The sequence below is a fragment of the Undibacterium sp. TJN19 genome (assembly GCF_049339485.1).
GTDB lineage: Bacteria > Pseudomonadota > Gammaproteobacteria > Burkholderiales > Burkholderiaceae_D > Undibacterium.
On record NZ_JBMPPL010000001.1, the window covers coordinates 561,855 to 584,505 of the forward strand.

Annotated in this window: 22 protein-coding genes; 9 read left to right on the forward strand and 13 right to left on the reverse strand. The window is 55.3% G+C overall.

The window, feature by feature from the left end:
* Positions 1 to 6 precede the first annotated feature (6 nt).
* The 3 genes from ACO0LH_RS02645 to ACO0LH_RS02655 all read left to right on the forward strand — a co-directional run bounded on the left by ACO0LH_RS02645 (position 7) and on the right by ACO0LH_RS02655 (position 5,261).
* The gene (locus tag ACO0LH_RS02645; protein ID WP_422939494.1) at positions 7 to 2,436 is read left to right on the forward strand and encodes a DUF6600 domain-containing protein; all 2,430 of its coding nucleotides are present in this window, start codon (positions 7 to 9) and stop codon (positions 2,434 to 2,436) included.
* 256 nt (positions 2,437 to 2,692) lie between these two features.
* A complete protein-coding gene (locus ACO0LH_RS02650) occupies positions 2,693 to 4,171 on the forward strand; it encodes an MBL fold metallo-hydrolase (RefSeq protein WP_422939495.1) in 1,479 nt (492 codons plus the stop codon).
* 265 nt (positions 4,172 to 4,436) lie between these two features.
* Complete coding sequence (locus ACO0LH_RS02655; RefSeq protein WP_422939496.1) at positions 4,437 to 5,261, forward strand: substrate-binding periplasmic protein; 825 nt, start codon at positions 4,437 to 4,439, stop codon at positions 5,259 to 5,261.
* An 8-nt stretch (positions 5,262 to 5,269) separates the two neighbouring features.
* Here ACO0LH_RS02655 and ACO0LH_RS02660 read toward each other — a convergent pair whose 3' ends face one another.
* The 5 genes from ACO0LH_RS02660 to ACO0LH_RS02680 all read right to left on the reverse strand — a co-directional run bounded on the left by ACO0LH_RS02660 (position 5,270) and on the right by ACO0LH_RS02680 (position 9,018).
* Positions 5,270 to 5,905 (reverse strand): hypothetical protein, encoded by a 636-nt coding sequence (locus ACO0LH_RS02660; RefSeq protein WP_422939497.1) that lies wholly within the window; start codon positions 5,903 to 5,905, stop codon positions 5,270 to 5,272.
* A gap of 157 nt (positions 5,906 to 6,062) precedes the next feature.
* Positions 6,063 to 6,680: a hypothetical protein gene (locus ACO0LH_RS02665; protein WP_422939498.1), complete on the reverse strand. Its 618-nt coding sequence runs from the start codon at positions 6,678 to 6,680 to the stop codon at positions 6,063 to 6,065.
* A gap of 257 nt (positions 6,681 to 6,937) precedes the next feature.
* On the reverse strand, positions 6,938 to 7,552 hold the full coding sequence (locus ACO0LH_RS02670; protein WP_422939499.1) for a DUF4337 domain-containing protein: 615 nt from the start codon (positions 7,550 to 7,552) through the stop codon (positions 6,938 to 6,940).
* Positions 7,553 to 7,693: 141 nt separating this feature from the next.
* Positions 7,694 to 8,686 (reverse strand): HAAS signaling domain-containing protein, encoded by a 993-nt coding sequence (locus ACO0LH_RS02675; RefSeq protein ID WP_422939500.1) that lies wholly within the window; start codon positions 8,684 to 8,686, stop codon positions 7,694 to 7,696.
* Positions 8,683 to 9,018, reverse strand: coding sequence for a PadR family transcriptional regulator (locus tag ACO0LH_RS02680; RefSeq protein WP_422939501.1), 336 nt, complete (start codon positions 9,016 to 9,018; stop codon positions 8,683 to 8,685). The genes ACO0LH_RS02675 and ACO0LH_RS02680 overlap by 4 nt, the downstream gene beginning before the upstream one ends.
* Positions 9,019 to 9,272: 254 nt before the next feature.
* Here ACO0LH_RS02680 and ACO0LH_RS02685 point away from each other — a divergent pair, with 254 nt between their 5' ends.
* The 5 genes from ACO0LH_RS02685 to ACO0LH_RS02705 all read left to right on the forward strand — a co-directional run bounded on the left by ACO0LH_RS02685 (position 9,273) and on the right by ACO0LH_RS02705 (position 14,526).
* Entirely contained in the window at positions 9,273 to 10,538 is a 1,266-nt protein-coding gene (locus ACO0LH_RS02685) for a sensor histidine kinase (RefSeq protein ID WP_422939502.1), read from the forward strand.
* Positions 10,531 to 11,301, forward strand: coding sequence for a LytR/AlgR family response regulator transcription factor (locus ACO0LH_RS02690; protein WP_422939503.1), 771 nt, complete (start codon positions 10,531 to 10,533; stop codon positions 11,299 to 11,301). Before ACO0LH_RS02685 ends, ACO0LH_RS02690 begins: the two co-directional genes overlap by 8 nt.
* 7 nt (positions 11,302 to 11,308) lie before the next feature.
* On the forward strand, positions 11,309 to 12,742 hold the full coding sequence (locus tag ACO0LH_RS02695; protein WP_422939504.1) for a DUF4407 domain-containing protein: 1,434 nt from the start codon (positions 11,309 to 11,311) through the stop codon (positions 12,740 to 12,742).
* Positions 12,743 to 12,823: 81 nt separating this feature from the next.
* Positions 12,824 to 13,921, forward strand: coding sequence for a WD40/YVTN/BNR-like repeat-containing protein (locus tag ACO0LH_RS02700; protein WP_422939505.1), 1,098 nt, complete (start codon positions 12,824 to 12,826; stop codon positions 13,919 to 13,921).
* A 251-nt stretch (positions 13,922 to 14,172) separates the two neighbouring features.
* On the forward strand, positions 14,173 to 14,526 hold the full coding sequence (locus ACO0LH_RS02705; protein WP_422939506.1) for a hypothetical protein: 354 nt from the start codon (positions 14,173 to 14,175) through the stop codon (positions 14,524 to 14,526).
* A gap of 71 nt (positions 14,527 to 14,597) precedes the next feature.
* Here ACO0LH_RS02705 and pcp read toward each other — a convergent pair whose 3' ends face one another.
* From pcp to pssA, 4 genes are all read right to left on the reverse strand, one after another.
* Positions 14,598 to 15,248 carry a pyroglutamyl-peptidase I gene (pcp, locus tag ACO0LH_RS02710; RefSeq protein WP_422939507.1) on the reverse strand — a complete coding sequence of 217 codons (651 nt, stop codon included), beginning with the start codon at positions 15,246 to 15,248 and terminating at the stop codon, positions 14,598 to 14,600.
* Positions 15,249 to 15,251: 3 nt separating this feature from the next.
* The gene (locus ACO0LH_RS02715; protein WP_422939508.1) at positions 15,252 to 16,247 is read right to left on the reverse strand and encodes a DUF979 domain-containing protein; all 996 of its coding nucleotides are present in this window, start codon (positions 16,245 to 16,247) and stop codon (positions 15,252 to 15,254) included.
* Positions 16,240 to 16,995, reverse strand: a complete 756-nt coding sequence (locus ACO0LH_RS02720; RefSeq protein WP_422939509.1) for a DUF969 domain-containing protein — start codon at positions 16,993 to 16,995, stop codon at positions 16,240 to 16,242. The genes ACO0LH_RS02715 and ACO0LH_RS02720 overlap by 8 nt, the downstream gene beginning before the upstream one ends.
* A gap of 97 nt (positions 16,996 to 17,092) precedes the next feature.
* Positions 17,093 to 18,442, reverse strand: coding sequence for a CDP-diacylglycerol--serine O-phosphatidyltransferase (gene pssA, locus ACO0LH_RS02725; RefSeq protein WP_422939510.1), 1,350 nt, complete (start codon positions 18,440 to 18,442; stop codon positions 17,093 to 17,095).
* On the opposite strand from pssA, the gene ACO0LH_RS02730 reads away from it, so the two are divergent.
* On the forward strand, positions 18,441 to 18,584 hold the full coding sequence (locus ACO0LH_RS02730; RefSeq protein ID WP_422939511.1) for a hypothetical protein: 144 nt from the start codon (positions 18,441 to 18,443) through the stop codon (positions 18,582 to 18,584). The genes pssA and ACO0LH_RS02730 overlap by 2 nt on opposite strands.
* A 5-nt stretch (positions 18,585 to 18,589) precedes the next feature.
* Here the strand turns inward: ACO0LH_RS02730 and ACO0LH_RS02735 are convergent, their stop codons facing one another.
* The 4 genes from ACO0LH_RS02735 to ACO0LH_RS02750 form a co-directional block, all read right to left on the reverse strand.
* The gene (locus ACO0LH_RS02735) at positions 18,590 to 19,612 is read right to left on the reverse strand and encodes a patatin-like phospholipase family protein (protein WP_422939512.1); all 1,023 of its coding nucleotides are present in this window, start codon (positions 19,610 to 19,612) and stop codon (positions 18,590 to 18,592) included.
* A gap of 254 nt (positions 19,613 to 19,866) precedes the next feature.
* Complete coding sequence (locus tag ACO0LH_RS02740; protein ID WP_422939513.1) at positions 19,867 to 20,475, reverse strand: methyltransferase domain-containing protein; 609 nt, start codon at positions 20,473 to 20,475, stop codon at positions 19,867 to 19,869.
* Positions 20,476 to 20,495: 20 nt separating this feature from the next.
* Positions 20,496 to 22,067 (reverse strand): ubiquinone biosynthesis regulatory protein kinase UbiB, encoded by a 1,572-nt coding sequence (gene ubiB, locus ACO0LH_RS02745; RefSeq protein ID WP_422939514.1) that lies wholly within the window; start codon positions 22,065 to 22,067, stop codon positions 20,496 to 20,498.
* Positions 22,064 to 22,636, reverse strand: coding sequence for a ubiquinone biosynthesis accessory factor UbiJ (locus tag ACO0LH_RS02750; protein WP_422939515.1), 573 nt, complete (start codon positions 22,634 to 22,636; stop codon positions 22,064 to 22,066). The genes ubiB and ACO0LH_RS02750 overlap by 4 nt, the downstream gene beginning before the upstream one ends.
* Between the last annotated feature and the right edge of the window lie 15 nt (positions 22,637 to 22,651).

Consider the following 22,651-nt stretch of genomic DNA (forward strand, 5'->3'; position numbering starts at 1 on the left):
CAAACTATGCGTAATACCAAGACTAGCAAGCATCTGTTAAAAGTCGCTGCCTTTGCCATTGCCGGCCTGTTTATGCAGGCAAACGCCAGTGCGCAGGATGAGCCACCAGGCCGGGTTGCGCGCGTCAGTTATTCGTATGGCAATCTCAGTTTTGCCGACGCAGGCACGACAGACTGGTCGGCACTGGTGCCGAATCGCCCTATTTCTACCGGTGACGGCTTGCTGGTGCCATCGGCTGGAAGGGCAGAATTGCATGTGGGTTCCAGCGCTTTGCGTTTGCAGGAAAACACGAGCATCCATTTCCTCAACTTGACCGATGACGCGACCCAGATAGATTTGCAGCAAGGCAGCATGGTCGTACGCGTACGTGCGCTGGCGAACAATGAAATTTTTGAAGTTAATACCCCCAATTTGCTGTTTGCCATACAAGAACCTGGCGAATACCGTATCAATGTCAACCCGGACAACAGCACCACCGTTCTGGTGCGGCGCGGCACCGGCGTAGTACAGGGTGAGCGCGACACCATCACCGTGCGTGAAGGCGAGCAGTCACGTTTTTCGGGCCGCAATTTGCAGCATACCCAGATCACCAATGTCTTGCCTTACGATACCTTCGACCAATGGGCTTATGATCGTGACCGCGCCGAGGAAAGCGCCATATCAGCACGTTATGTGTCGCGTGAAATCATCGGTTATGAGCAGCTGGATTCTTATGGCGCATGGGAAACCACAACAGAATATGGCGCAGTCTGGTACCCGCGCCAAGTGGACGTGACCTGGGCACCGTATCGTGACGGCAAATGGGTCTGGGTAGCCCCCTGGGGCTGGACCTGGGTTGACCGTGCACCCTGGGGCTTTGCGCCATATCACTATGGCCGCTGGGCGTATGTAGGCGCGCGCTGGGCCTGGGTGCCGGGTGCGTATCAGCAGCATCAGCGCCCGGTCTATGCACCGGCCCTGGTGGCGTTTGTCGGTAATGGCAACCCTGGTTTTGGCAATAGTCTCAATCCTGGTCAACAGCACTCTGCATCGGTTGGCTGGTTCCCGCTTGGGCCTGGTGAAATCTACCGCCCTGGCTATGCCAGAAACGTGACCTACATCCAGCGCCTGAACCCGACTGTAGTCATCAACAACACGACCATCATCAATAACCGCACGGTGTTTGTGAACCAGGGCAGGCAGAACGCCGTCACCGTTGTGCCCACCAACACCTTTGTGCGTGGCGACAATGTGATGTCAGTGCGTAATACCAAATTTAACCCGGCAAGCGTACAGGTGCAGGCAGTGACCCATGCGCCCGACCTGACACCGGGCAACGGCAACCGCTTTGGCGATGCCCGCCCGCATGGCTGGCAGGATGCCAATCAGTTCCAGCGTCATATTTCGCGCAACCCGCCTGCCGGTAATGAACAGGGTGCGGCAGTCAACAATTTCAATGCTGGCCCGAATGTGCCAAAGACTGAACTGAGGCCGCAAATACGGTCTGGCGAAGTCGCCAATAACCCCGGCAATATCGGCAACAATACCGGTAATGGCGCGAATGGCTATCGCCCGAACGGCAACAATGGCAATGGCAATGACAATGTCATTCACCTCAACAACCTCAATAACCGGCCACAGGTGATTACCGGGCCTGCCGTGCCTGCTCCTAATAATGCGGTGACTGTGAACCCGCCAGCCAATGTTAACAATGCTAACAACCCGATTGGCAACCCCATGACGGGTAACCTGAATCAACGCTCTGGTGAGAACCAGGACAGGGGTTCAAGATTGAATATGCGCCCCGGCGACAGGCCAGGTGAACGGCCAGGCGACTTGCGCAGTCCGAATGGCCAGCCTGCGACGACACCGGGTGCACCGGCTGTCGTGATGCCTGCTGCCAATAATGGTATTGCGCTGCCCGCAGCTGTGCAGCAAAACCAGCCACAGAATATGCCGCAGCGCAGCCCCAATGTCGTCAGCCCGGCCAACAATGCGATCATGACTGCGCCAAGGCCAGCGGAAAATATTGACCGCAATGTTGACCGTAATATTGAACGAAACGGTGACCGTTCGCGTTATGGTGGCAACCGCGCACCAGACAATGCCGGGCAACAAGATCCGCGCAATGAGCGCCCGCGTGAAAGAAGCCCGGTGCAGATGCAAAGGGAAATGCCGCAGGTGCAACAGCAACCACAGATGCAACAGCAACCACAGATGCAACAGCAGCCCCAGGTACAACAGGCACCGCGCGTGGAGATAAGGCAGGCACCAGTACAGCCGCAACAACCGCAACCGCAGCAGATCCCGCAGCCAGCTCCGCGCATGGAAATGCGTCCAGCGCCAGCGGCCATGCCGGCACCTGCACCGGCGGCTCCTCCAGCGCCCGTGCACAGGCCAGACAAGGAAAAAGAGAAGGAAGATGGCCGCAAGCCACATAGCGCGCCTGAAAGATAGCCAACCGCATGAAGGCAGATGCAGCGCTGATAAAGTGCTGCATCTGTTTTATCAAAACTGCGATGAGTTGATACGCAACGACATCAATGCATCAATGAGCCAACGCATCAGCACATCCGCATTAATGCATCAGTGGGCCAAGCCCCAATAAGCTTCGTGGCTTATTCCGCACCACCCGTCACATAAACGCACCTGCTCGTGCGTTTTTCTTGTATCTACCTGATTGTCCAGACATTTGCACAATCACGAGATCAACATGACACCATCAGCCATCCGCAAATTAATCAAACCACGCGCACTGAAGTGCGCATCCCGATCTGCATCGCGATCTGTATCTACATTTTTATTTACATCGGCATGCACCTTCACGTTTTGTATCGCATGGGCTTTCAGCAGCGCCGCCCAGGCTGACAGCATCAGCGACAGCAGCGCCGTGCTTTTGCAGATGCAGGGCACACGTCTGGTGTCCCATCAGGCCTACACGCCAACGCTGGCGACGCAAGAAATCAAGCTGACCCAAAATGCACTGCTGCGTAAGGACAGGCATTTTCGCCTGGTCACTGAATCGTTCTGGCCTGGTCAGATCAAATTCCATTTCATGAGTACCGGCTCAGCCGAAGGCATGGCCACGGTCGATCTCATGCAATGGCGCGGCGGCATAGAAATTGAAAGGGAAGACGCGGCAAGTGCACTGACAAATTATGCCGACCTGCTGTTCCTGTCACCAGCCCTGTTGCTCGAACAGGCGACTGAAAGGCAGCCCATCTCCACTACAGCCGCCACCTCGACAGATGCCAACTATCGTATAGAAAGCTTCAAGGATGCCGCAGGCAGACCAGCCACGCTGGCGCTGGATCTGGCAAGCGGGCATGTGGTCAGCGCCAGAAATGCGGTATCGCGCTTTGACTACAGCCGCTACCAGGATGATGACTATTTCAAACAACCACAACAGGTCAGGGTCATGAAAGGCGATGATTTGCAGGTGCAATGGACTGTGCTAGCGCAGGCTGTGCCACACACTGGTGCGCAAGACTTTGCGCTGCCGCCAGCGTATGTGGAAAAGCAGGACAAGGGCGCATTGCGTGCCAGCCTGATTGCGCCCGGCACTTATCGTGTTGATGGCACAGAATCGGGTTACCACACGGGGTTTTCGGTAGGCAGCCATAGCGTCGCCATTTATGATGCCCCCGTCAGCCCGGCAGAAGCGGCAAAACTCAGGGCCTTGATAGAACAGACTGCACCGGGGCGCAAGCTGGCCTATGTGATCGTCTCGCATGCACATCGTGACCACATTGCTGGCCTGCCTGCCTACCTCAATGACGGGCTGCACATCATGCTGGGCAAGGATGGCAAACTGGCAGTGGCGCGGCAACTGGGCGATGCCGTCGCCGCGAAAACCATCGAAGTCAATCAAGCCACAGAACTGGACCTGGGTGGCCGCCGCATACAGCTGCTACCTGTCGCCAGCACCCATGCGTCTGACATGCTGGTGGCTTACGATACGGCGTCTGGCACGATATTTCAGGGCGATCTGTTTTACCTGCCTGAGCTTGGCCCTGTCCCACCCGCCTTTGAAGGCAGTGAAGAACTTGACAGCCTGATCAGGCAGCACCAGCTTGCGGTGAAGCTGATTGTCGGCGTGCACGGCAAAACTGGTGACTTGAGCGACTTGCAAAAATCACTGCAATTAAGAAAAGAAAAACAAGAAAGGCAAGAAAGACAGGAAAAAATGTAACTGACCGTACTTTGTGGCGGCCATGCCGCGCAACAGCCCAAAATTGTCATTGTTTAACAGGACAAACGCATCCTGGCAGACGGTTTTGCATTGTTCAACTATCTCTGCAAGCAGAATTGTTGTAAATTCAGAGCAGGCGAAATAATCGGTGTCCTTAATTTATCGACACCTTCGCAAGCGCCAGAATACAGGTGCACAGATTATTTTGCCTGCTTGGAATTTGATATTTTTAATCACGCCAGCCTCTGGCAAATATCAGGCAATCATGCACGCTGCCCATTTTGGCCCTTTCTGCTTACGCACCCTGCTTTCCCGCCTGCGCAGGGTTGGCTTGCTATGGGCTTTGCTGTTCATGTCATCGCTGGCAAGCGCACAGGAATTACAGATTTTTACCGAAGACTGGCCACCAGTCAGTTTTGGCAATGGCAACAAGGCAGACGGCATGGCCGTAGAAATGGTGCAGGCCCTGCAGGCACGCATAGGCAGCAGCCACCCGGTGCAGGTCGTGCCATGGGCACGCGGTTACAAGGCCTTGCTGGAAGAACCAAATACCCTGCTGTTCACGGTTGGCCGTTCTGAAGAACGAGAAAAACTGATGATCTTGCTGGGGCCGGTGGCGATATCAACGACATCGCTCTACACGCGCAAGGGCAATGCCGCACGCCTGCAAGCCATGGGGGACGATATCCAGAAACTGAAAGTGGGTGCTTACCGCTCAAGCATCTTTGCCGACACGGCGCGCAAAAAGGGTTTTCAAAACATAGAGCAGGCGCCGACACCGCAGGTGATTGCCAATATGCTGCTGGCAAAACGTTTTGACTTGTGGGTGGAAGGCAGCCTGGTGGTGTCGTCGGTGCTAAAAGAAATCGGCCATTCGGTGGATGAAGTCGAAAAGGTCAAAGTGCTCGACAGCCTGGAACTGTACCTGGCGTTTTCGACCCAGACACCCGCCAGCACCATCAAAGCCTGGGAAGATGCCCTGCGCTGGCTGAAGAAAGAAGGCCATTTCGCCAGGATTCACCAAAAATGGCTGCCCAATGAAGTGCCACCGATGGCGGTGATACGTCTGGACCCATCGGGAAAACCCTGAACATGGGCTCAGCCCTTGACGATATTTTCCAGGCTAAAAGTGAAAGGCTGGAAACTGGCACCTGAGCCACCACCTTTCATGATGATATCTGCGCTCACAATATCAAGCAGCGATAATTCGGTATCGATGCTGGCAACAATGGCTGGGTCCATGACTTGACCTTCCTGCACTTGCGAGGCAACACCTATCCAGATTGAAGGCTTGAATTCAAACGCGGCTGTTTGCCCCGGGGCGATGGAATGGTGGACTGCCAGTCTTTGTCCGGCTCTGTAAATGACTGCATTGATTGCACCATTCGGTTTGCCATTACGGACCTGTACTTCACTGCTGACACTGGCAGGCCCTATATAGTGCAAATAATCATAATGTCCGGGAGCTTCTCCATAGCTATATAAGCGACCAGCATACGCGCCTAACTGCCGCGTATAGTTACCCCATGCATCACTTACGCTAACAGCCATGGACATGGAAAAGGAAAACGGGCGATGGTGATTGTCTCTCGGCCCTTCCTTGATGATCACTTTCCAGGCGATGACATTTGCATCGACATTGCTTGCCACATTTTTCTGGAAGATGACGACGTGAGTATTACTGTCATCCGAAAGATTGATGAGCTTCAGGTGAATAACCCGTTCAATACTCATGTCATGTCCTTTGCTTTAAAAAGAGAGAGGGCTGGTGTAAATCGCAGCGCCAGCGTGGCAGGCAGGATGCATGGCTGCCTAACAAAGTGCTGCCGGGTGGCTATGAGGCTCTGATAAGGCTTGAACCACCGGGGCGGCCTTAGGAGCTGAAGCAGGATCAGGCGGACCGGATGTTTTCGAAATGAAATGCAAACGGTGTGGAGTCCGGGCCCGGGCCACCGCCTGTCATCACGATATCTGCGCTGGCGATACCGAGCAAAGACAACTCGGTATTGAGACTGGACAGCACCGCCGAATTCATGACATCGCCTTCTTCCATCTCAGAAACTGCGCCTATCCACAAGGTCGGTTCCAGCCTGAATGCTGCGCTTTGACCAGGGGCAACGGCGGTCTTGATAGCCAGCAGCTTGCCAGCCTTGAAGATATGCGCATTGATGGCGCCTTGCGCCAGATTATTGCGCACCTGGACTTCTGAAGCGCTTGTTGCGGGCCCGGCGTAAGCAAGGTGGTCGCCAGAAGCGGCCATTGCTGCCTCAAACATTTGCCCATGCTCTGCTGGCAGTTGTGGTGTGTAATTACCCCAGCTGTCGCTGGATGACAGGGTCATGCCTATAGGATAAGTAAAGGGATGGTACTCGTTTTGACCGCAATTTTGAATGACCGTCCAGGCCACGGCCTTTTCTTCAAAATTTGCTGCCACATTTTTCTGGAAAATAACGACACTGGAATTATTTGTATCGTTGGATGAATTGCGGAAAGTAAGTTTTATATCCATCGCCTGCTCCCTTTGCTTGATTCGTAAGAAATTGCCTGTGATATTGATTGCAGATTAAGTCTGCAAATTAAGATTGCAAATAAATTGCAATATTGCCATCTTAATAGTACATCTTCAGAGAAGTCACTTCAAGAGAAATCAAAAGGGGAAATTGCCTGGCGCATACCCCTAACGGACAATAGATGAAGTAGCAAAGGAAGGCTTATCCAGATTGCGGATTGCGGACCATAATCCGCAATCTGGATATACAGTAAGGATCAAGACAGCATAGCCACCAGTGCATCAGGATGGATATGCAGGCCCAATAAACCGGCCACGCCCATCAGCACGCCAAAACCTGTAGGCACCAGGGACAGGTAATACAGCCATTTCTGTTTGGTTAATGCAGTCACTGCCAGCAAGGAAATGGCAATCGCCAGCAAGGCATCTGACAGGTCGAACTGGTCATCCTTGTAATTGGCGTTGTCATAATCAACCTGGTCCTGCTCTGCCTGCTTTTTCAGTTCTTCTTTTTTCTCGCGCTGTTCTTTGGCGAGCTTGTTGTAAGTATCGATGGCGGCCAGGTAGTCTGCCTGTTGTTCAGCAGGTGCGTTTTTTGATGCCAGCCGCAACTGTAATTCAGTCGCCTTAGCGACTTCTTCACGGATGTTTCTGGCCTGGTAAAACGCCCAGTGATCAATTTTATTGGCTTGCGACTGTTGCATGGCCTGGACGATATTATCGTCCTTGACCTTGCAGATGCCCATGAAGGTCGCCAGCAAGGCAACGGTGATGGCGACCAGTATGTTCAGGTGCTGGTTGGCCCTGTGCTGTTTATTTTCTTCCTGCTCTTCCGTTAATTGTTCAACGGTTTCCATTGGATCAATTTCCATGTTTTACCCCAATCACTGATTGATTCATACAACGATTTATACAAACGAGAGTCTGACGACGAATTTCCATTCAGCAGAAGACTAGCGCATTTGAAACCATTCCCGCTAGTAGCGCGGAAATATTTATTTTGTAGCATCATGTTACTGACGACTGGTATGAATGAGCGCAGAGTCGCCGTGTAATTGCAGCCAGCGCTGCCCGTCCCTGAAAACCTGGTACATCAGGTATAGCGCATAAGCCGCACAAGCGAGGCGAACCGCATGATCAAGCCTGGGCAGGTCACTCATAGTTGCCATACCCTGTGCCGTGGTCACAAAACGGGTATCCAGCTGGGCAAAGAGCAGGAACAAAACGGCATACAGGATATTTTGCGCGATGTTCAGCACGAGTTTTTTCTTGTCCCAGCGTGGTTGCAGCAGGCACCACAGACAAAATGCGATACTGTATGACAACAGCACTGTCATCCACGGGAAATAGCTGGCCATCGCCGGTGAAAAATCAACAGGCAGGCCATTCAGGCTTTGCGCCGGCATCCAAAAGGCATGCCAGATCAGCAGCAGGGCAAAGCCGCAGTTGGCCAGGTCAGTGATGATGTCGGTACCGCGTATGGCCTGCCATTCATGCGGCTGGTCGGGCAAATCCTGCACCCGCCATGTCCCCTGTGTCAGCCAACCAGGCTTGCCGGTTTTGGCCGCGCGTACAGAAGCCGCATAAAACAGCAGGGTCACCACCACGAATACCTTTGCCGACTGATCGACAAAACCGGACAATAATTGCAGCAGGGCCTGCATGATCCTGAAATGCTCTGCCTGTAAAAAAGTCATGCCGCTTTTTAAGGATTGCAAGAGCAGGACAATGCCGAAAGCGCTGAACAATACCTGGTGGTAGAAGGGCATCAGCTCGCTGCTGACCAGGGCCGTGGCAGGCCGGTAGCTGGCGGCCACTTTGCCTGGGTGGCCCAGTTTTTCCAGCAGTGCAGCCAGTTCGTCCTGATTGATGTCCCTGCCGAGCTGCTCGCGCAGGCTGTCGATCTGATCGAGTATGTTGGCCTGCAATTCGCGGGCGATATCGTCACGCTGCGCTTCTGGCAATTCCCGTTTGACGGCGCTGATATAGTTTTGCAGCAGATTCATGTTGATTTCTCCAAGAGCCGGGCCAGGGGGCCGTTGAGCAAATGCCATTCCTGAGTCAGTTTTTCTAGCATGTCCAGCCCGTCAGCCGAGAGGGTGTAATAACGCCTGTCGCGGCCTTCGGCCTGTTGCCATTCACTGTCGAGCAAGCCCTGGTCTGCCAGCCGCCTGACCAGGGGATACAAGGTGCCTTCATCAATATCGATGCCGTTATCGAACAGGGCCTTGCGCAATGAATAGCCATATTGCGGCTGGCGCAATGAAGCCAGCACCGCCAGCACCAGGGCACCACGGCGCAATTCCAGACGCATTTTGTCCAGCCGTTCTTCTGACATGCAGTATTCCTTCCTGTTTTTCACATACTGTGTGTTGCACAGCATAATACTATGTGACGCACAGTAAAAATACAAGCTCTCTTTTTCGCTGGCACCAGCGCATGCTGACTAGTTCAGCATGGCGGCTGTCAGTCAGTTTTATTCCCTGTTATCCGCGATTCGTCAGCATTTTTTTGCTTTTGTCGGAAAATGCAAGACGAAAGCCGCGCAGGCAATTATTCTTGGCAGCAATCGCAAATAAGAAGGAAATAACAATGTTCACGACGATCTGGTTTATCTTACGTGCCAGTTTTGGCTGGGGCCTGCTGATACTGTTCAGCACCATATTTATCGTCAACGTGATTTTCAGGAATCACATGCCGGCGGAAATGGTCTTCCTGCCCCTGGCTGCGGTGGCCTTGGTGATGGGTATCAGTTTTTCGCATGTGCGGCGGGTACGCCTGATCGCCAGCAAGGTGGATGCAGGCACGCTCGCCAACCGCCAGCGCCGCCAGATAGAAATCCCGCTGGAAGCCAGCGAGGCATTTGAACTGGTCGATGCCGCCATACGTGAACTGCCCGGTGCAGAAGACACCGACAGCGCCAGGGACAGTTTGCAGATACGCGCCAAAATCAAACGCATCGACCCGTATCAGGCGAATATCGTCGATGAATGGAAGTTGCTGGATTTTCTGGCGACCAAGCGTAACCAGATCCTGGCAACCATTACCCCCGGTGACGGCATCGGCAGCCTGACCCTGATCTGTGAGCCGGAACGCCCGGCCTGGACAGACCTGTTCCTCGTCGATAATGGCACCAATCTCGAAAACGCCGAAGCCATCACCCGCGCCATCACCCGCCGCATTGCCGAGCGCAGGCGTAAGGAAAAAGCCAGCGCCGCACAATCCGTCACCGAAAAAGAATTGACGGTGGCCAAGCTGAATCTCTTGCATGCGCAGGTGGAACCGCATTTTCTGTATAACACGTTGGCCAGTGCACAATTATTGACGCGGGCCGATCCAGCGGCAGCCGACCAGATGCTGGGCAACCTCATCACTTATCTGCGTCATTCATTGCCGCGCACCGAAGATACTGCTTCCAGCATAGGTGAAGAACTGGAACGGTCCATCGCTTATCTCGACATCATGAAGATACGCATGGGTGCGCGCCTGAACATACAGATCCAGGTACCGCCAGAATTGAAGGCACTGCCCTTCCCCATGATGATGTTGCAGACCCTGGTGGAAAACGCCATCAAGCATGGCCTGGAACCCAAGACCGGCGGCGGCACAATATGGATCATCGCCAGGCAGCATGAGGGCAATGTCGCCGTCACCGTCGCCGACGATGGCAATGGCCTGGGGGCAGAAATTGGCGGTACCGGCATCGGTTTGAAGAATGTGCGTGAACGCCTGCGCCTGGCCTATGCCAATACCGCCAGCTTTGTACTGGTGGGCAATTTCCCCAGCGGCGTGGCGGCCACCATTACGGTGCCAGTCGTCAGGGAAAAAGCTGCCGATAAAGGAGAGCACCATGCCTAAGTGTGTCATCGCAGAAGATGAAAGCCTGCTGCGCGAAGCCCTGCTGCAACAACTGAGCCTGGCCTGGCCAGAGCTGGACATCGTCGCCGCCTGCGATGATGGCGGCAGCGCACTGGAAGCGATTGCCGCCCATCAGCCGGATGTGGTGTTTCTGGATATCCGCATGCCGGGCCTGAGCGGGCTGGAAGTGGCCGCCGCCATGACAGAAGTCAGCCCGCGCAGCCAGATTGTGTTTGTCACGGCCTATAACCAGTATGCCATCGACGCCTTTGAAAAAGGCGCGGTTGATTACCTGCTCAAACCCATCGCCCAGGAACGTCTGCTGGCCACCGTGAAGCGCCTGCAAAAGCGCGCCCTGACCGGTGCCACTGATTTGCAGGCAATTACTGCACTGGTGCGCCAGCTCAGCGGCGGCCCTGCCGATGTGCCCAAGCGCGAACCGCTGGTCTGGATCACCGCCAGCGTCGGCAATGAAACCCGGCTGATCATGGTCGATGATATTGCCTACTTCCAGGCAGACAGCAAATATACGGTGGTGATGACGGCAGAAGGCGAATCGCTGTTGCGCAAACCCATACGCGATTTGCTGGAAGTACTCGACAATGCCCTGTTCAAGCAGATACACCGCTCGACCATCGTCAACATCAAGGCGATAGCCTCGGTATCGCGTGATGACACCGGCAAGGGCGTGGTCAGGCTGAAAACCCGGCCAGAAACTCTGAGCGTCAGCCAGCCCTTCATGACTTTATTCAAGAATATGTGAGCGCGGCATGTCTTTCCCCATTCTGAATGCAGACGCATGCAGGCATGCGTTGAAAAGCCTGCTGGCATTGTCTGCCGGTGTCAGCCTCCCAGTGTTGGATGAAAAAAATCCGGCCGGGCATTTCGTGCATGCACGTGGTCGCCAGAAATACCTGGGCATGGGCGCGCTGGTGCTTTTCTTTGCGCTGTTTGCCGGTTATGGCATGAGCCATATGCTGGCCAGCATGGCCAATGTCAGCGCCAGCGGTGCGGTCATTACGGGTTGTGTCTGGGCGGTATTCCAGTGGTGCCTCGAACGTCAGATGATCATGTCGATTGCCTCAGACGCTTCATGGCAGGCAAAATTGGCTGGCCTGAGCTGGCGCAGCCTGCTGGCCTGCCTGTCAGCCATCACCATGGTGTACCCGTTTTTTGTGGACAGTAACCGTGCCGAAATTGATGTCAGAACAGGAGAAATGGCGCGCGGCCGGTTGATACAGAATGTGCAAAGTGCGCAGGTGGCGGCAGGCTTGCCGGTGCTGGCAATGGCCGCATCCGGCATCGATGAAAAATTACAGAAGGCCGAAGAAAACCTGCGCAGCGAAGCACCGGACATGGCCGCACTGCGCGCACAACTGCACCTGTGCCGCGACCGGCTGAAGGAAGAAGAACGCAAGGCAGCACCGCAACTGGCTGTGTGGAAGCAGCAACTCTCGGCAGCAGCCGCATCAGGCCTGAGCGAAGGCCGGCACTGGCAAGACAAGATCGATGCCATGCAGGCGAAAATCCATGCAGCCAAGGCCCGTTGCCAGCAATATGAGATGCAGGTCAGCCAGCGCCTGATCACCTGGAAAAATGAAAAGCTGGCAGAGAAAAACCAGCTCATGGAAGACTGGCGTGACAGCCGGGCCAGCATCACCAGCGCAAGACAGCGCAGCACTGTGCTGGAAGAAGAACAGGCAAAAAAAATAGACCTGGCCGCCCATGCCGGTTTTGCAGCAGACTTCGCCGCCACCTGGGACATGCTGAAAAACGATATGCCCAGGCGCCTGCAATTCATCTGGTGGCTGCTGTGGTTTTTGACGATAGAAATGGTGGCAATCATCATCAAGTTCAGTTCCCATACCGACCTCGATGCGCGACTCAGTGCCGATGAAAAACTGGTCAAACTCGATATTGCCCAGACGCTGGGTTTGCAAGAGGCACAGATGGACATCACCCGGCTGCGCAATGCCATGCAAGACAAGGGCGAGCAGGATGCGCTGCATGCAGATGATGGTAAAAGCCAGGCTGCCCTGAGTACGATACGCCAGTTGATCAGGCTGGAAGAGCAGGCGCAGCAGGCCGGGCAGGAAAGCAAAGCCAGCACCTCGGTGCATGTGCAAGCGCACGTACAAGCCATCGTGCAGCAGACCACTGCCGCCATCCACGCACGCTTTCTGGGTTTGCTGGCAGCAAAGTAAGCGGCAATGCTATTGCAGAATTTTTGCATGTGCATGCCGGCAGGGATTTACAATAAGGCGATCTTTATTTCCTGAAAAATCATGAAGCCATTTCTTGCCCTGTTCAGCGCCACCCTGCTGTGCGCGATTCACCTACCCATTCAGGCACAAGCCCAGGCACAAACGCCAGCACAGACTCCAGCGCCAGGCTGGCGTATGACAGACAGTGGCACGCAGGTTGAATTGCGCGGACTTTCTGTCGTCAGCCCTACAGTCGCCTGGGCCAGCGGTGCCAAGGCCACCGTGCTGCGCACTGTCGATGGCGAGCACTGGCAGGCGATGCAGGTAGCCGGTGCCGACGGCCTGGATTTTCGTGATATCCAGGCGTTTGACAAAGACCATGCGCTGATCATGAGTGCAGGCCCCGGCGACAAGTCGCGCATCTATCAGACCAGTGATGGCGGCGCTTCATGGCAATTGCTGAAAACCAATCAGGAGCCTGCCGGTTTCTGGGATGCCTTTGCTTTTTTTGACGCAAAAAACGGCATGCTGTTTGGCGATGCAGTCAATGGCCGTTTCCAGGTGCTGGTCACTGCTGACGGTGGCGCAAGCTGGCAAGAGCAAAGCCATGCAGGCCTGACTGCCCTGCCCAATGAAGGCGGTTTTGCTGCCAGTGGCACCTGCATTGCGGTCTACGGCAAACAGGCCGCGTGGATAGTCACAGGCGGGGCCGATGCCGCGCGGGTGTTCCGCAGTACCGACCTGGGCAAGAGCTGGGCTGCCAGCAATTTACCGATTCCGGCAGCGGCTGCGAGCAAGGGCGCATTTTCCGTCGCCTTTCTCGATGAAAAAAATGGCATGGTCGTTGGTGGTGACTACAAGCTGCCCCAGCTGGACACCCTCAATGCCGCGCGTACCGAAGACGGTGGCATGAGCTGGGTAGCCAGCCCGGTATTGCCGAAGGGCTTCATGTCCGTCATTGCGACCGTGCCAGGTGCGGCACACACCTATGTGGCAGCCGGGCTGGCCGGTTCCGGCATCTCGGTCGATGGCGGCAAGAGCTGGCGGGTTTTGGGAACCACGCCCGTCAATACCGTCGCCTTTGCCAATGCCAGCACTGGCTGGGCCATCGGCCCCAAGGGTTTGCTGATGACTTACCAGGCTGGCGAGCTGCCCTTGCCCAAGCCGGTGGCAAAATAATCGCGATTGTTGATTATTGATTATTGATTGCTGGATGTTGCCTGACGGCAGTGTCCGCATGTGTCCGCCAGTGTCCGCTTTGTCCGCCAAAGTGACCGCAAGCGGACAGTGGACATGCACAAAAATCAACAGCTTTCGCCAAGTTCTTGTTTTTGATGGGTTTTATTTCTGGCACGTTCTTTGCAATACCTACGCAGGCGCGAACAAAACTATTCTGGACAAATGCGCTGCTTACATCGGGACGCGAAAAAATGAGACTGACTTTCCCTGTAAAACTGGTATTTGCCGGCACCTTGATGGCTGGCCTGCTGGCGACCACGCCCGCTGCCTTCGCGCAACCACTGGCGGTATCAAATGCGGAAGCGCAATTGATTTCTTACTTCAAGTCATATACGCCTGCGGCCGAAGTGCTGGTTAACAAGAATGAGAAAAACGAGAAAAATGTCGCCAACCAGACCTCTGTCACGGCCAAAGATGCGGCAAGCCGCACATCAAGGTCAGAACTGAGCCCTGGCAACAAGGAAGACTGTAAGGGCAGTACCCAGAAAATCATAGAAGCCAGCGCATCGGATAACAAGACGCCGTCAACGCCGCAGCTACAGTAAGTGCGGCAATTTGCTGCAAATCTGCTGCGAACCTCTGCAAGTATTCATGCCAACACCAGGCTGAAGGCAGCTTAGTGGTTCGCACCACCGCCTAGGCGCAAGTCCTGCGTGTTCAGGATGCAGGCTTCCAGCGCCGTCAATATACCGCTTTTCATCACCTCCAGAGACATGCTGGCCGCACCGGGGCTGGCCATTGCCTGCGCGGGCAGATACGGGATATGGATGAAGCCGGCCTGCCTGATATGGTCCATCTTCTGCGCCATATGCATGAGGCCATAAAACACGTGGTTGCATACATAGGTGCCGGCAGTTTGTGATATCGATGCGGGTATGCCTGCCTGGCGCAGCGCATGCATGATCGCCTTCACTGGCAGGCTGCTGAAATAGGCGGCTGGCCCGCCTGCGACCACCGGCACGTCGACTGGCAAGGCACCTGCATTGTCCGGTATGCGCGCATCATTGATGTTGATGGCGATGCGCTCCACACTGATATCAACACGGCCACCGGCCTGCCCCAGGCACAAGACAATGCTGGGCTGATATTGCCTGAGTGCCGCTTCGAGGATTTGCAAAGAGCTGGCGAATTCACACGGCAATTGCGCCACAACGATCTGGTGATCGTCATCCACCAGGCGGGCATCAAGACCACGCGCCACTTCCCATGAGGGGTTGCTGAGTTCGCCACCAAAAGGGTCAAAACCGGTAAGCAGTATGCGTTTCATATTTTATGGAAATGCAAAAAAATGGATGAGCAGGATATTGCCAGTCAAGACCAGTATAGCAGTCGGCACCTGTACCTTGATGACCTGGTACTTGTCTTTCAGTTCCAGCAAGGCAGCCGGTACGATATTGAAGTTGGCAGCCATGGGCGTCATCAGCGTACCGCAATAACCTGAAAACATGCCTATGGCCACTAGCGCCGCCGGATTGGCATGATGCTGGCTAATCAGGAATGGCATGGCAATACCGGCCGTCATGACCGGGAAGGCGGCAAAGGCGTTTCCCATGATCATGGTGAACAGGGCCATGCCGCAGCAATACATGATGATCAGCGTGAAACGGCTGCCAGGGTCAATCAGCAGGTTGACGATGGCCTGTATGGATTGCCCGGTCCTGGCGGCCACAAAGACGCCGCCCAGCATGGCCAGCATCAGCGGCAAAATCAGCGCCCAGCCTATGGAGTCGATCAGGCGGCGCGATTCACGTACCGCCTGCATGGGCGTGCCACCTGTGTATCGACAAGCCAGCGCCAGTGCAGTGACACAGGCAATCGTCAATGCGGCCAGGGTCAGGTTTTTCTGGTCGAGCAAATACCAGGCACCCCATTGCAAGTCTTTCAGCAAGACCGTAAAGATGACGGTGACAACGGGAATGGTCAGCGCTGGAATAAAGATTTTATTACCCAGCTTACCCAGCTTGCCCGATGCTTGCAGTCGCTGTGCGCGCCCGCTGTCATCATGCGCGCCTGCCCCCAGCAGATTCGCACCGGCCAAGCCCGCCATGACCAGCACCATCACCCCTGTCAGCCTGTAGGTCAGCGTTTTTCCCAATACGGCCAGCATCAGGTCACCAAACAGGAAGCTGAAGCCAAGCAGGAACCAGAACAGGGCCGTGGTGTAGCGACGCGGGTTGCTGCTGTCGCGCACTGTCATGAAAGCCACCAGCATGACGATGATGCCAATGAGGTAAAACACCAGGTTGATGCTGACGAGGCTATTCATGGGCCGCCCCTGCTGCGGCATCTACGGTACCAGCGGCTGCGCCAGATGCCTCCCGGTTGCGCCAGGCGTGGATGTCACGCGCAATGCTGGCATCAAGGCGCGACAGGCGAAACAGATGTATCAGCAGCGCCATGACTGCGGTGGGAATACCCCACAGGCCGATGGTCAGCGGTTCCATGCCCTGTATGCCATTTTCTTTTAGGAAGGCACTCATCAGCAGTACCGCACCAAAGGCGATGAAAATATCTTCGCCAAAGAACAGGGCAACATTGTCGCAGGCAGCAGCGTGCGCGGCGATGCGGTCACGGATAGGGGCTGGCAAGTCGCCATAGCGGTTGCTGGCTGCGCCTTCTGCCATCGGTGACAGCAGGGGCCTGACCGTCTGCGCCTGCCCGCCCAGGCTCAGCAGGCCCATGGCGGCAGTGAGTTCACGGACGACAAAGTACAGCATCAGTATGCGCCCGGTGGTGGCGCTGCGTATGCCGGCCACCCATTGCTGCGCCCGTTCGCGCAGGCCATATCTTTCCAGCAGGCCAATCACGGGCAGGATCAGCAGCGCACTGGCCAGCTGGCGGCTGTTTAAAAACTTTTCACCAAAGGTTTCCAGCACGCTGACAAAATCAAGGCCGGCAGCCAGCCCTGTCGCCAGGCCCGCTACTGTCACCACCAGCAAGGGATTAAATCGCAAGGCAAACCCCAGCACCACGATGGGGATGCCTGTCAGGGGCAATAGCAAAGCCTGGTCCATACCTTTGTCTCCTGAAGTCTGACGGCATTTCCCTGATCTTGCCGGGGCTGCCGTTCTGGTTTTTTTTGTGTGGCTCTATTGTATGGCTCTACCGTATCTAGAGTACGCGGTAAGCCAGCCTGTCCAGGCTGCTGCCCCGGAGGCGGCTTAATAATTTGCGCACTGGCTCAGGGTAATCGCGTAATTTTTCCAGGTCGCGGTAATGGGTGATGCGGCTGGTTTTTTCCATGATCTGCGCCAGTTCTTCCTGCCGCTGTTTTTGCAGGAGCTGTTGCGGATCATGGATCAGCAGGGCATTTTCCAGATCAAGGCGGAAGGCACGCGGGTTCAGGTTATTGCCTGTCATCAGTGCAAACTGCTGGTCTACCCATACACCTTTGAGATGGTAGGTGTTGTCGCCATCTTTCCACAAATGCAGTTGCAGTTGCTGGCTGCTGATTTCTGCCTGGTGAGATTTGGCAAAGCGGCGCAGATTGGCTTCATACAGGTAGGGCAAGGCGGCAATCGCCTTGAAAGGCTGCTCAGGCGGGATGAAAAAATCATTGGCGGTCTTGTCGCCGACGATGATGGCAATACGCACACCACGTTTCAAGGCGCGGTTGATTTCACGTGTCACTGCCAGCGGGAAATTGAAATAAGGCGTGCAGATGGTGATCTGCGTATGGCTGGCGGCCAGCAACTGGCAGATGACTTTATTGAGCGGATTGTCTTTACCCACACCGACCAGCGGCGTGACCGTCAACGCATGCGGTGGCGACTCTTGCTCAGGCAGGTTATACGTGTAGCGCGCACGCTTGAGCTTGTCGCGGAACTGTTTGATTTCGCGCCGTATGCTGCGCGTGGGCGGAATGTCGGGCATGTCAAGCCGGTGCACGGCCGCCGCCGAGAGCAGGTGTTCACGGATAAACTGCACCATGCTGTTGGCCAGTATCTTGTTTTCAATTATCAGATAACGGTCATGCCGGTATTTGTCGAGCTTGTGCAGGTAGACATTATTGAGGCTGGCACCGCTGTAGATGACTTCGTCATCAATCACAAAACCCTTGAGGTGCAGGACGCCAAACAGTTCACGGGTCTGCACGGGTATGCCATAAATCGCCACGGCATAATGATGCGCCTTGCTGATCTCCTGGTACCAGCCGGCATTGCCGCTGTTTTTGGCGGCACCGATCAAGCCCCTTTGCGCCCGGTGCCAGTCAACCAGCACGGCAATATCAAGCGCCGGATGGGCGGCCTTGGCGGCATACAGGGCTTCCAGTATCTCGCTGCCGGCTTCATCATTTTGCAGGTACAGGCTGCACAGGTAAATCCTGTTTTTGGCACTGGCGATTTTTTTCAGTAATTGCTGACGGTAATCAGCGGCGCTGTGCAGGGTATGGACTGCATCGGCATGCAAGGGGATACCGGAGAGCTGGGCAAGATCAGAAACAGATTTGAGGATACGCATGAGGATAGTCGCCTACCGGTGGAAACCTGCCGATGGTAACACCTTGCGTCAGCTAAAAACAATCCCGCTTCTTGCGGGAAATAAATTTCCCGCACCGGGCCTGCCCGCACTGCTGGATTGGCATAAAGCGGTACCGGAATAACTACCTTACTGGAATAACTGCGCAAGCCGGAATGTGGAACTCTTTCCCAATTGATCAAAATGCTGATCGAGCCAGGTTTGTGCATGCAGGCGCCCTTCTGCATGCAGACGGTGCAGGAAAACCGGGTTTGCATTCATCTTGCTATGCGTGCTCAGCTGGCTCATCAGGTCCTGTGCTTCCAGTACATGCATGTTCAGCCTGCGCAGGCGTCTTTCCAGCTTGCCAAAAGCCAGCCAGCTACGCTGGGCTTCACGCTTGGCCAGCATCAGGCCCTGTAATTCGGTATAGAAAGAAGAGCTGAAACCCATCTCGGTCAGGCGCTGCCAGATCTCATTGGCCGAAGTAGGCACCTGCCTGCTGGCCTGCGCATGCAGGAGTACCACGAGCACATCGCGTGCCTGGCATTGATGCACCAGCGGGAACAGCGGCGGGTTGGCCGTCAGGCCACCATCCCAGTAGGCCTCACCATCAATTTCAACTGCCCTGTGCATCATCGGCAAACAGGCTGATGCCAGCAAGACATCCAGGCTCATATGCCTGTTGCGGAACAGCTTCAGCGTGCCGGTACTGACCTGCGTAGTCGCGATGAACAGCCTGATCGCCGCTGCGTCCTTCAAGCGGTCAAAATCGATCTGCGCCGACAAAATATCGCGCAGGGGATTGATGTCAAAAGGATTAAGCTGGAAGGGCGAGAAAAACCGCATGAGGCCAACAAAATGCTTCATGCCGGCAGCCAGTTCTGATTGCGCCGTAATATCTGAGGTCAATGAATGCTCATCCGGCAAGAGGCTGAAAGGCGCTGCTGCGGCAACGCTTTCCCAGAAAGTTTTCAATGCTTCACGCGCACCATCCCGCCCGCCTTGCAGATAACCGTGGGCCAGCACGACAGCGTTCATGGCACCCGCACTGGCGCCACTGATGCCTTCGATGTCGATACGTCCATCTTCGAGCAGACGGTCGAGCACGCCCCAGGTAAACGCACCATGAGAGCCCCCGCCCTGCAATGCCAGTGTGACTGTTTTGTTCATTGATTCCCTTTCAAGAGGCAGATGCCGTGAGGGAGAGTGAAGCACGAAGGTGACCGGCTTATGACGTGGTCAGTGTGAAGGAGTAGCAAGCAAGGGACGTGCCTGTGGAATATCGTAGGTTGGGCCAGACCTCGTTGCGCTACGCTTTACCAGCCCAACACTGGGCCTATGATAAACGTACGCGTCCTAAACGCCGAGTGTTGGGTTGGTGAAGCCAGGCCCAACCTACGATTAACCCAACCACGATCACGATATTACAAACGCTGCCACACCTGCCAGCGCTCCTTGCCCGCAAACACGGGGATGGAGTCACTGACGGCACGCTCTTCAAGCAAGGCAAAATACGGCGACATCAGTTCACGAAATGCGGCGCTGTGTATGGTGAACGGCGGCCCTTTCAACGAGGCATCGGGCGCATCATCAAAGAAGAAATAACCCGCCAGCAAGGCACCGGCAGGCAACAGCGCCGCCCAGCGGCTGACGATATCTGGCCGCATTGCAGCAGGCAAGGCGCAAAAGAAGGCGCGCTCATAAATCAGGCCCAGGGCTTGCGGTGGCGCATAGGTTAAAAAATCTGCTTCGATGACATGGCTGCCCCATTCACCTATCGCCGCCTGTGCGCTGCGCACGGCAGCGGGAGAAAAATCAATCGCCACCACAGGCCAGCCGGCTTGCGCCAGAAAGCCAGCTTCATAGCCATTGCCACAACCGGGGATCAGGGTGTTCAGCGGTTGCGGCAGGGTCTGCATGAAGGCTTGCAGCTCAGCCGGGACATTGCCTTTGTCCCAGGGCATGAAATTCTTTTCAAACCGCTCATCCCAGAATGCAGGGTTGCGCGGATCACGTGTTGAAAAGTCTGCCATCAGCTAAAGTTTGCCATCATTCATGTCGTGAGATAAGCATGCCACAAAAAGCGCACCGCAAACACACCGGCAACTATAAACAAGCCTGCGCCGAGGTATAACAGGGTGCGCAACATGCGGTTGGTACGGCGCTGCTCAGACAGCAGGGCGACCAGCATTTCATCATTATGCGATGGCTCTGCCGCGCGCGTCAGGGCCTGGTGGGCAAGGCGTGGCAGTTGCGGGAAGATGTGGCTGTAGCGCGGTGCCTCGGCCTTGAGTTTTTCTATGAGGCCGCGCCAGCCGACCTGCTCGCTCATCCAGCGTTCCAGATAGGGTTTGGCGGTTTTCCACAAATCCAGTTCAGGGTCAAGCTGCCGCCCCAGGCCTTCGATATTGAGCAGGGTCTTTTGCAGCAGCACCAGTTGTGGCTGTACTTCGACATTGAAGCGGCGCGATGTCTGGAACAGGCGCAGCAAAACCTGGCCAAAGGATATGTCTTTTAACGGACGGTCAAAGATAGGTTCGCAACAGGCCCGCACGGCAGCTTCCAGTTCATCGACGCGGGTTTCTTTTGGTGCCCAGCCGGATTCGATATGGGCTTCTGCCACGCGCTTGTAATCGCGACGGAAAAACGCCAGGAAATTTTGCGACAGGTAGTCTTTATCAAAATCATTGAGCGTGCCAACGATGCCAAAATCGAGCGCGATATAGCGGCCCAGCGTCGCCGGTGCGGTCGATACCAGGATGTTACCGGGATGCATGTCGGCATGGAAAAAGCCATCACGAAACACCTGGGTAAAAAAGATGGTCACACCATCACGCGACAGCTTTTGCAAATCGACACCGGCTTCACGCAGTTTATCGAGCTGTGAAATCGGTATGCCCTGCATGCGTTCCATGACGATGACTGAGGACGAGCAATAGTCCCAATGCATTTCCGGCACGAGCAGCAAATTGGAGTCTGAAAAATTGCGGCGCAACTGGCTGCCATTGGCGGCTTCACGCATGAGATCGAGTTCGTCATGCAGGTATTTGTCAAACTCGGCCACGACTTCTTTTGCCTTGAGGCGCTTGCCATCTGCCCACAGGGTTTCGAGCCAGCCAGCGGCAATCTGCATGAGTGCCACGTCATCGTCGATGGCTTCTTTCATGCCAGGGCGCAGCACTTTGACAGCGACTTCGCGGCCATCCTTGAGCACGGCAAAATGCACCTGGGCGATGGAGGCAGATGCCACGGGCACGCGCTCAAAACTGGCAAACAGCTGGTCAGGGTGTGAGCCCAGGGATTTCTTGATCTGTGCTATTGCCAGGTCAGGATCGAATGAAGGGACGCGGTCTTGCAGGTGCGTCAGTTCATCGGCGATATCCGGCGGCATGAGGTCGCGCCGGGTGGACAATACCTGGCCAAACTTGACGAAGATGGGGCCCAGTTCTTCGAGCGCCTTGCGCAAGCGCTCGCCACGCGGGGCCGAGATATCGCGCCAGAAGATGACGGTATCGATCAGGCGTGCAGTGCGGGGAACGGACAGACCGGAAATCGCGATTTCATCGATGCCATACTTGATGGCGATGCGTATGATTTTGAACAGTCGCAAAAATTTCAATATCATCCGCGCATCCTTTCCAGTTTTTCGATGCGCTTGATAAGACGCTCGACATCATCACGTGTCTTATTGATTTCAGCACTGAAACCCTGCACGGCCGAGGGCCTGACCAGCATGGGATTTTCTTCGAGAAAATACTCAGCCAGGTTTTCCTGAATTTTCTGGTGCGTCTGCCCCAGAGTCTGCACGACAGATTTCGCCAGCCCGACCATGCGTACGGCGGCAATGTCGCCAAACAGTTTGCTCAGGTCTTCTTCTGCTTCCCAGCGCAGGTTCTGGCTTAATCTGGAAATGGTGTTGGCAAAATCTGCATCGCCTTCGATCTTGACATAAGAAAATGCACGTTCGCGGTTTTGCGCAATCAGGGGCAGATCGCTGAGCTTGATGCGGATGGTGACCTGTGCCTCAGCGCCCGCATCGGCTGATTCGAGCAAACCGTCGGCACCGACTTTCAGGCGCAACTGCATGGTCTGGACATCGATACAGGCAATCTTTCCGGCATGCGGCAACAGCGCATTTCTGGCCCAGGTTTCTTGCGCCAGCAAATGATTTATAAAAGCGGAGATAGGTGTCATGGTCGATTAGGGCCT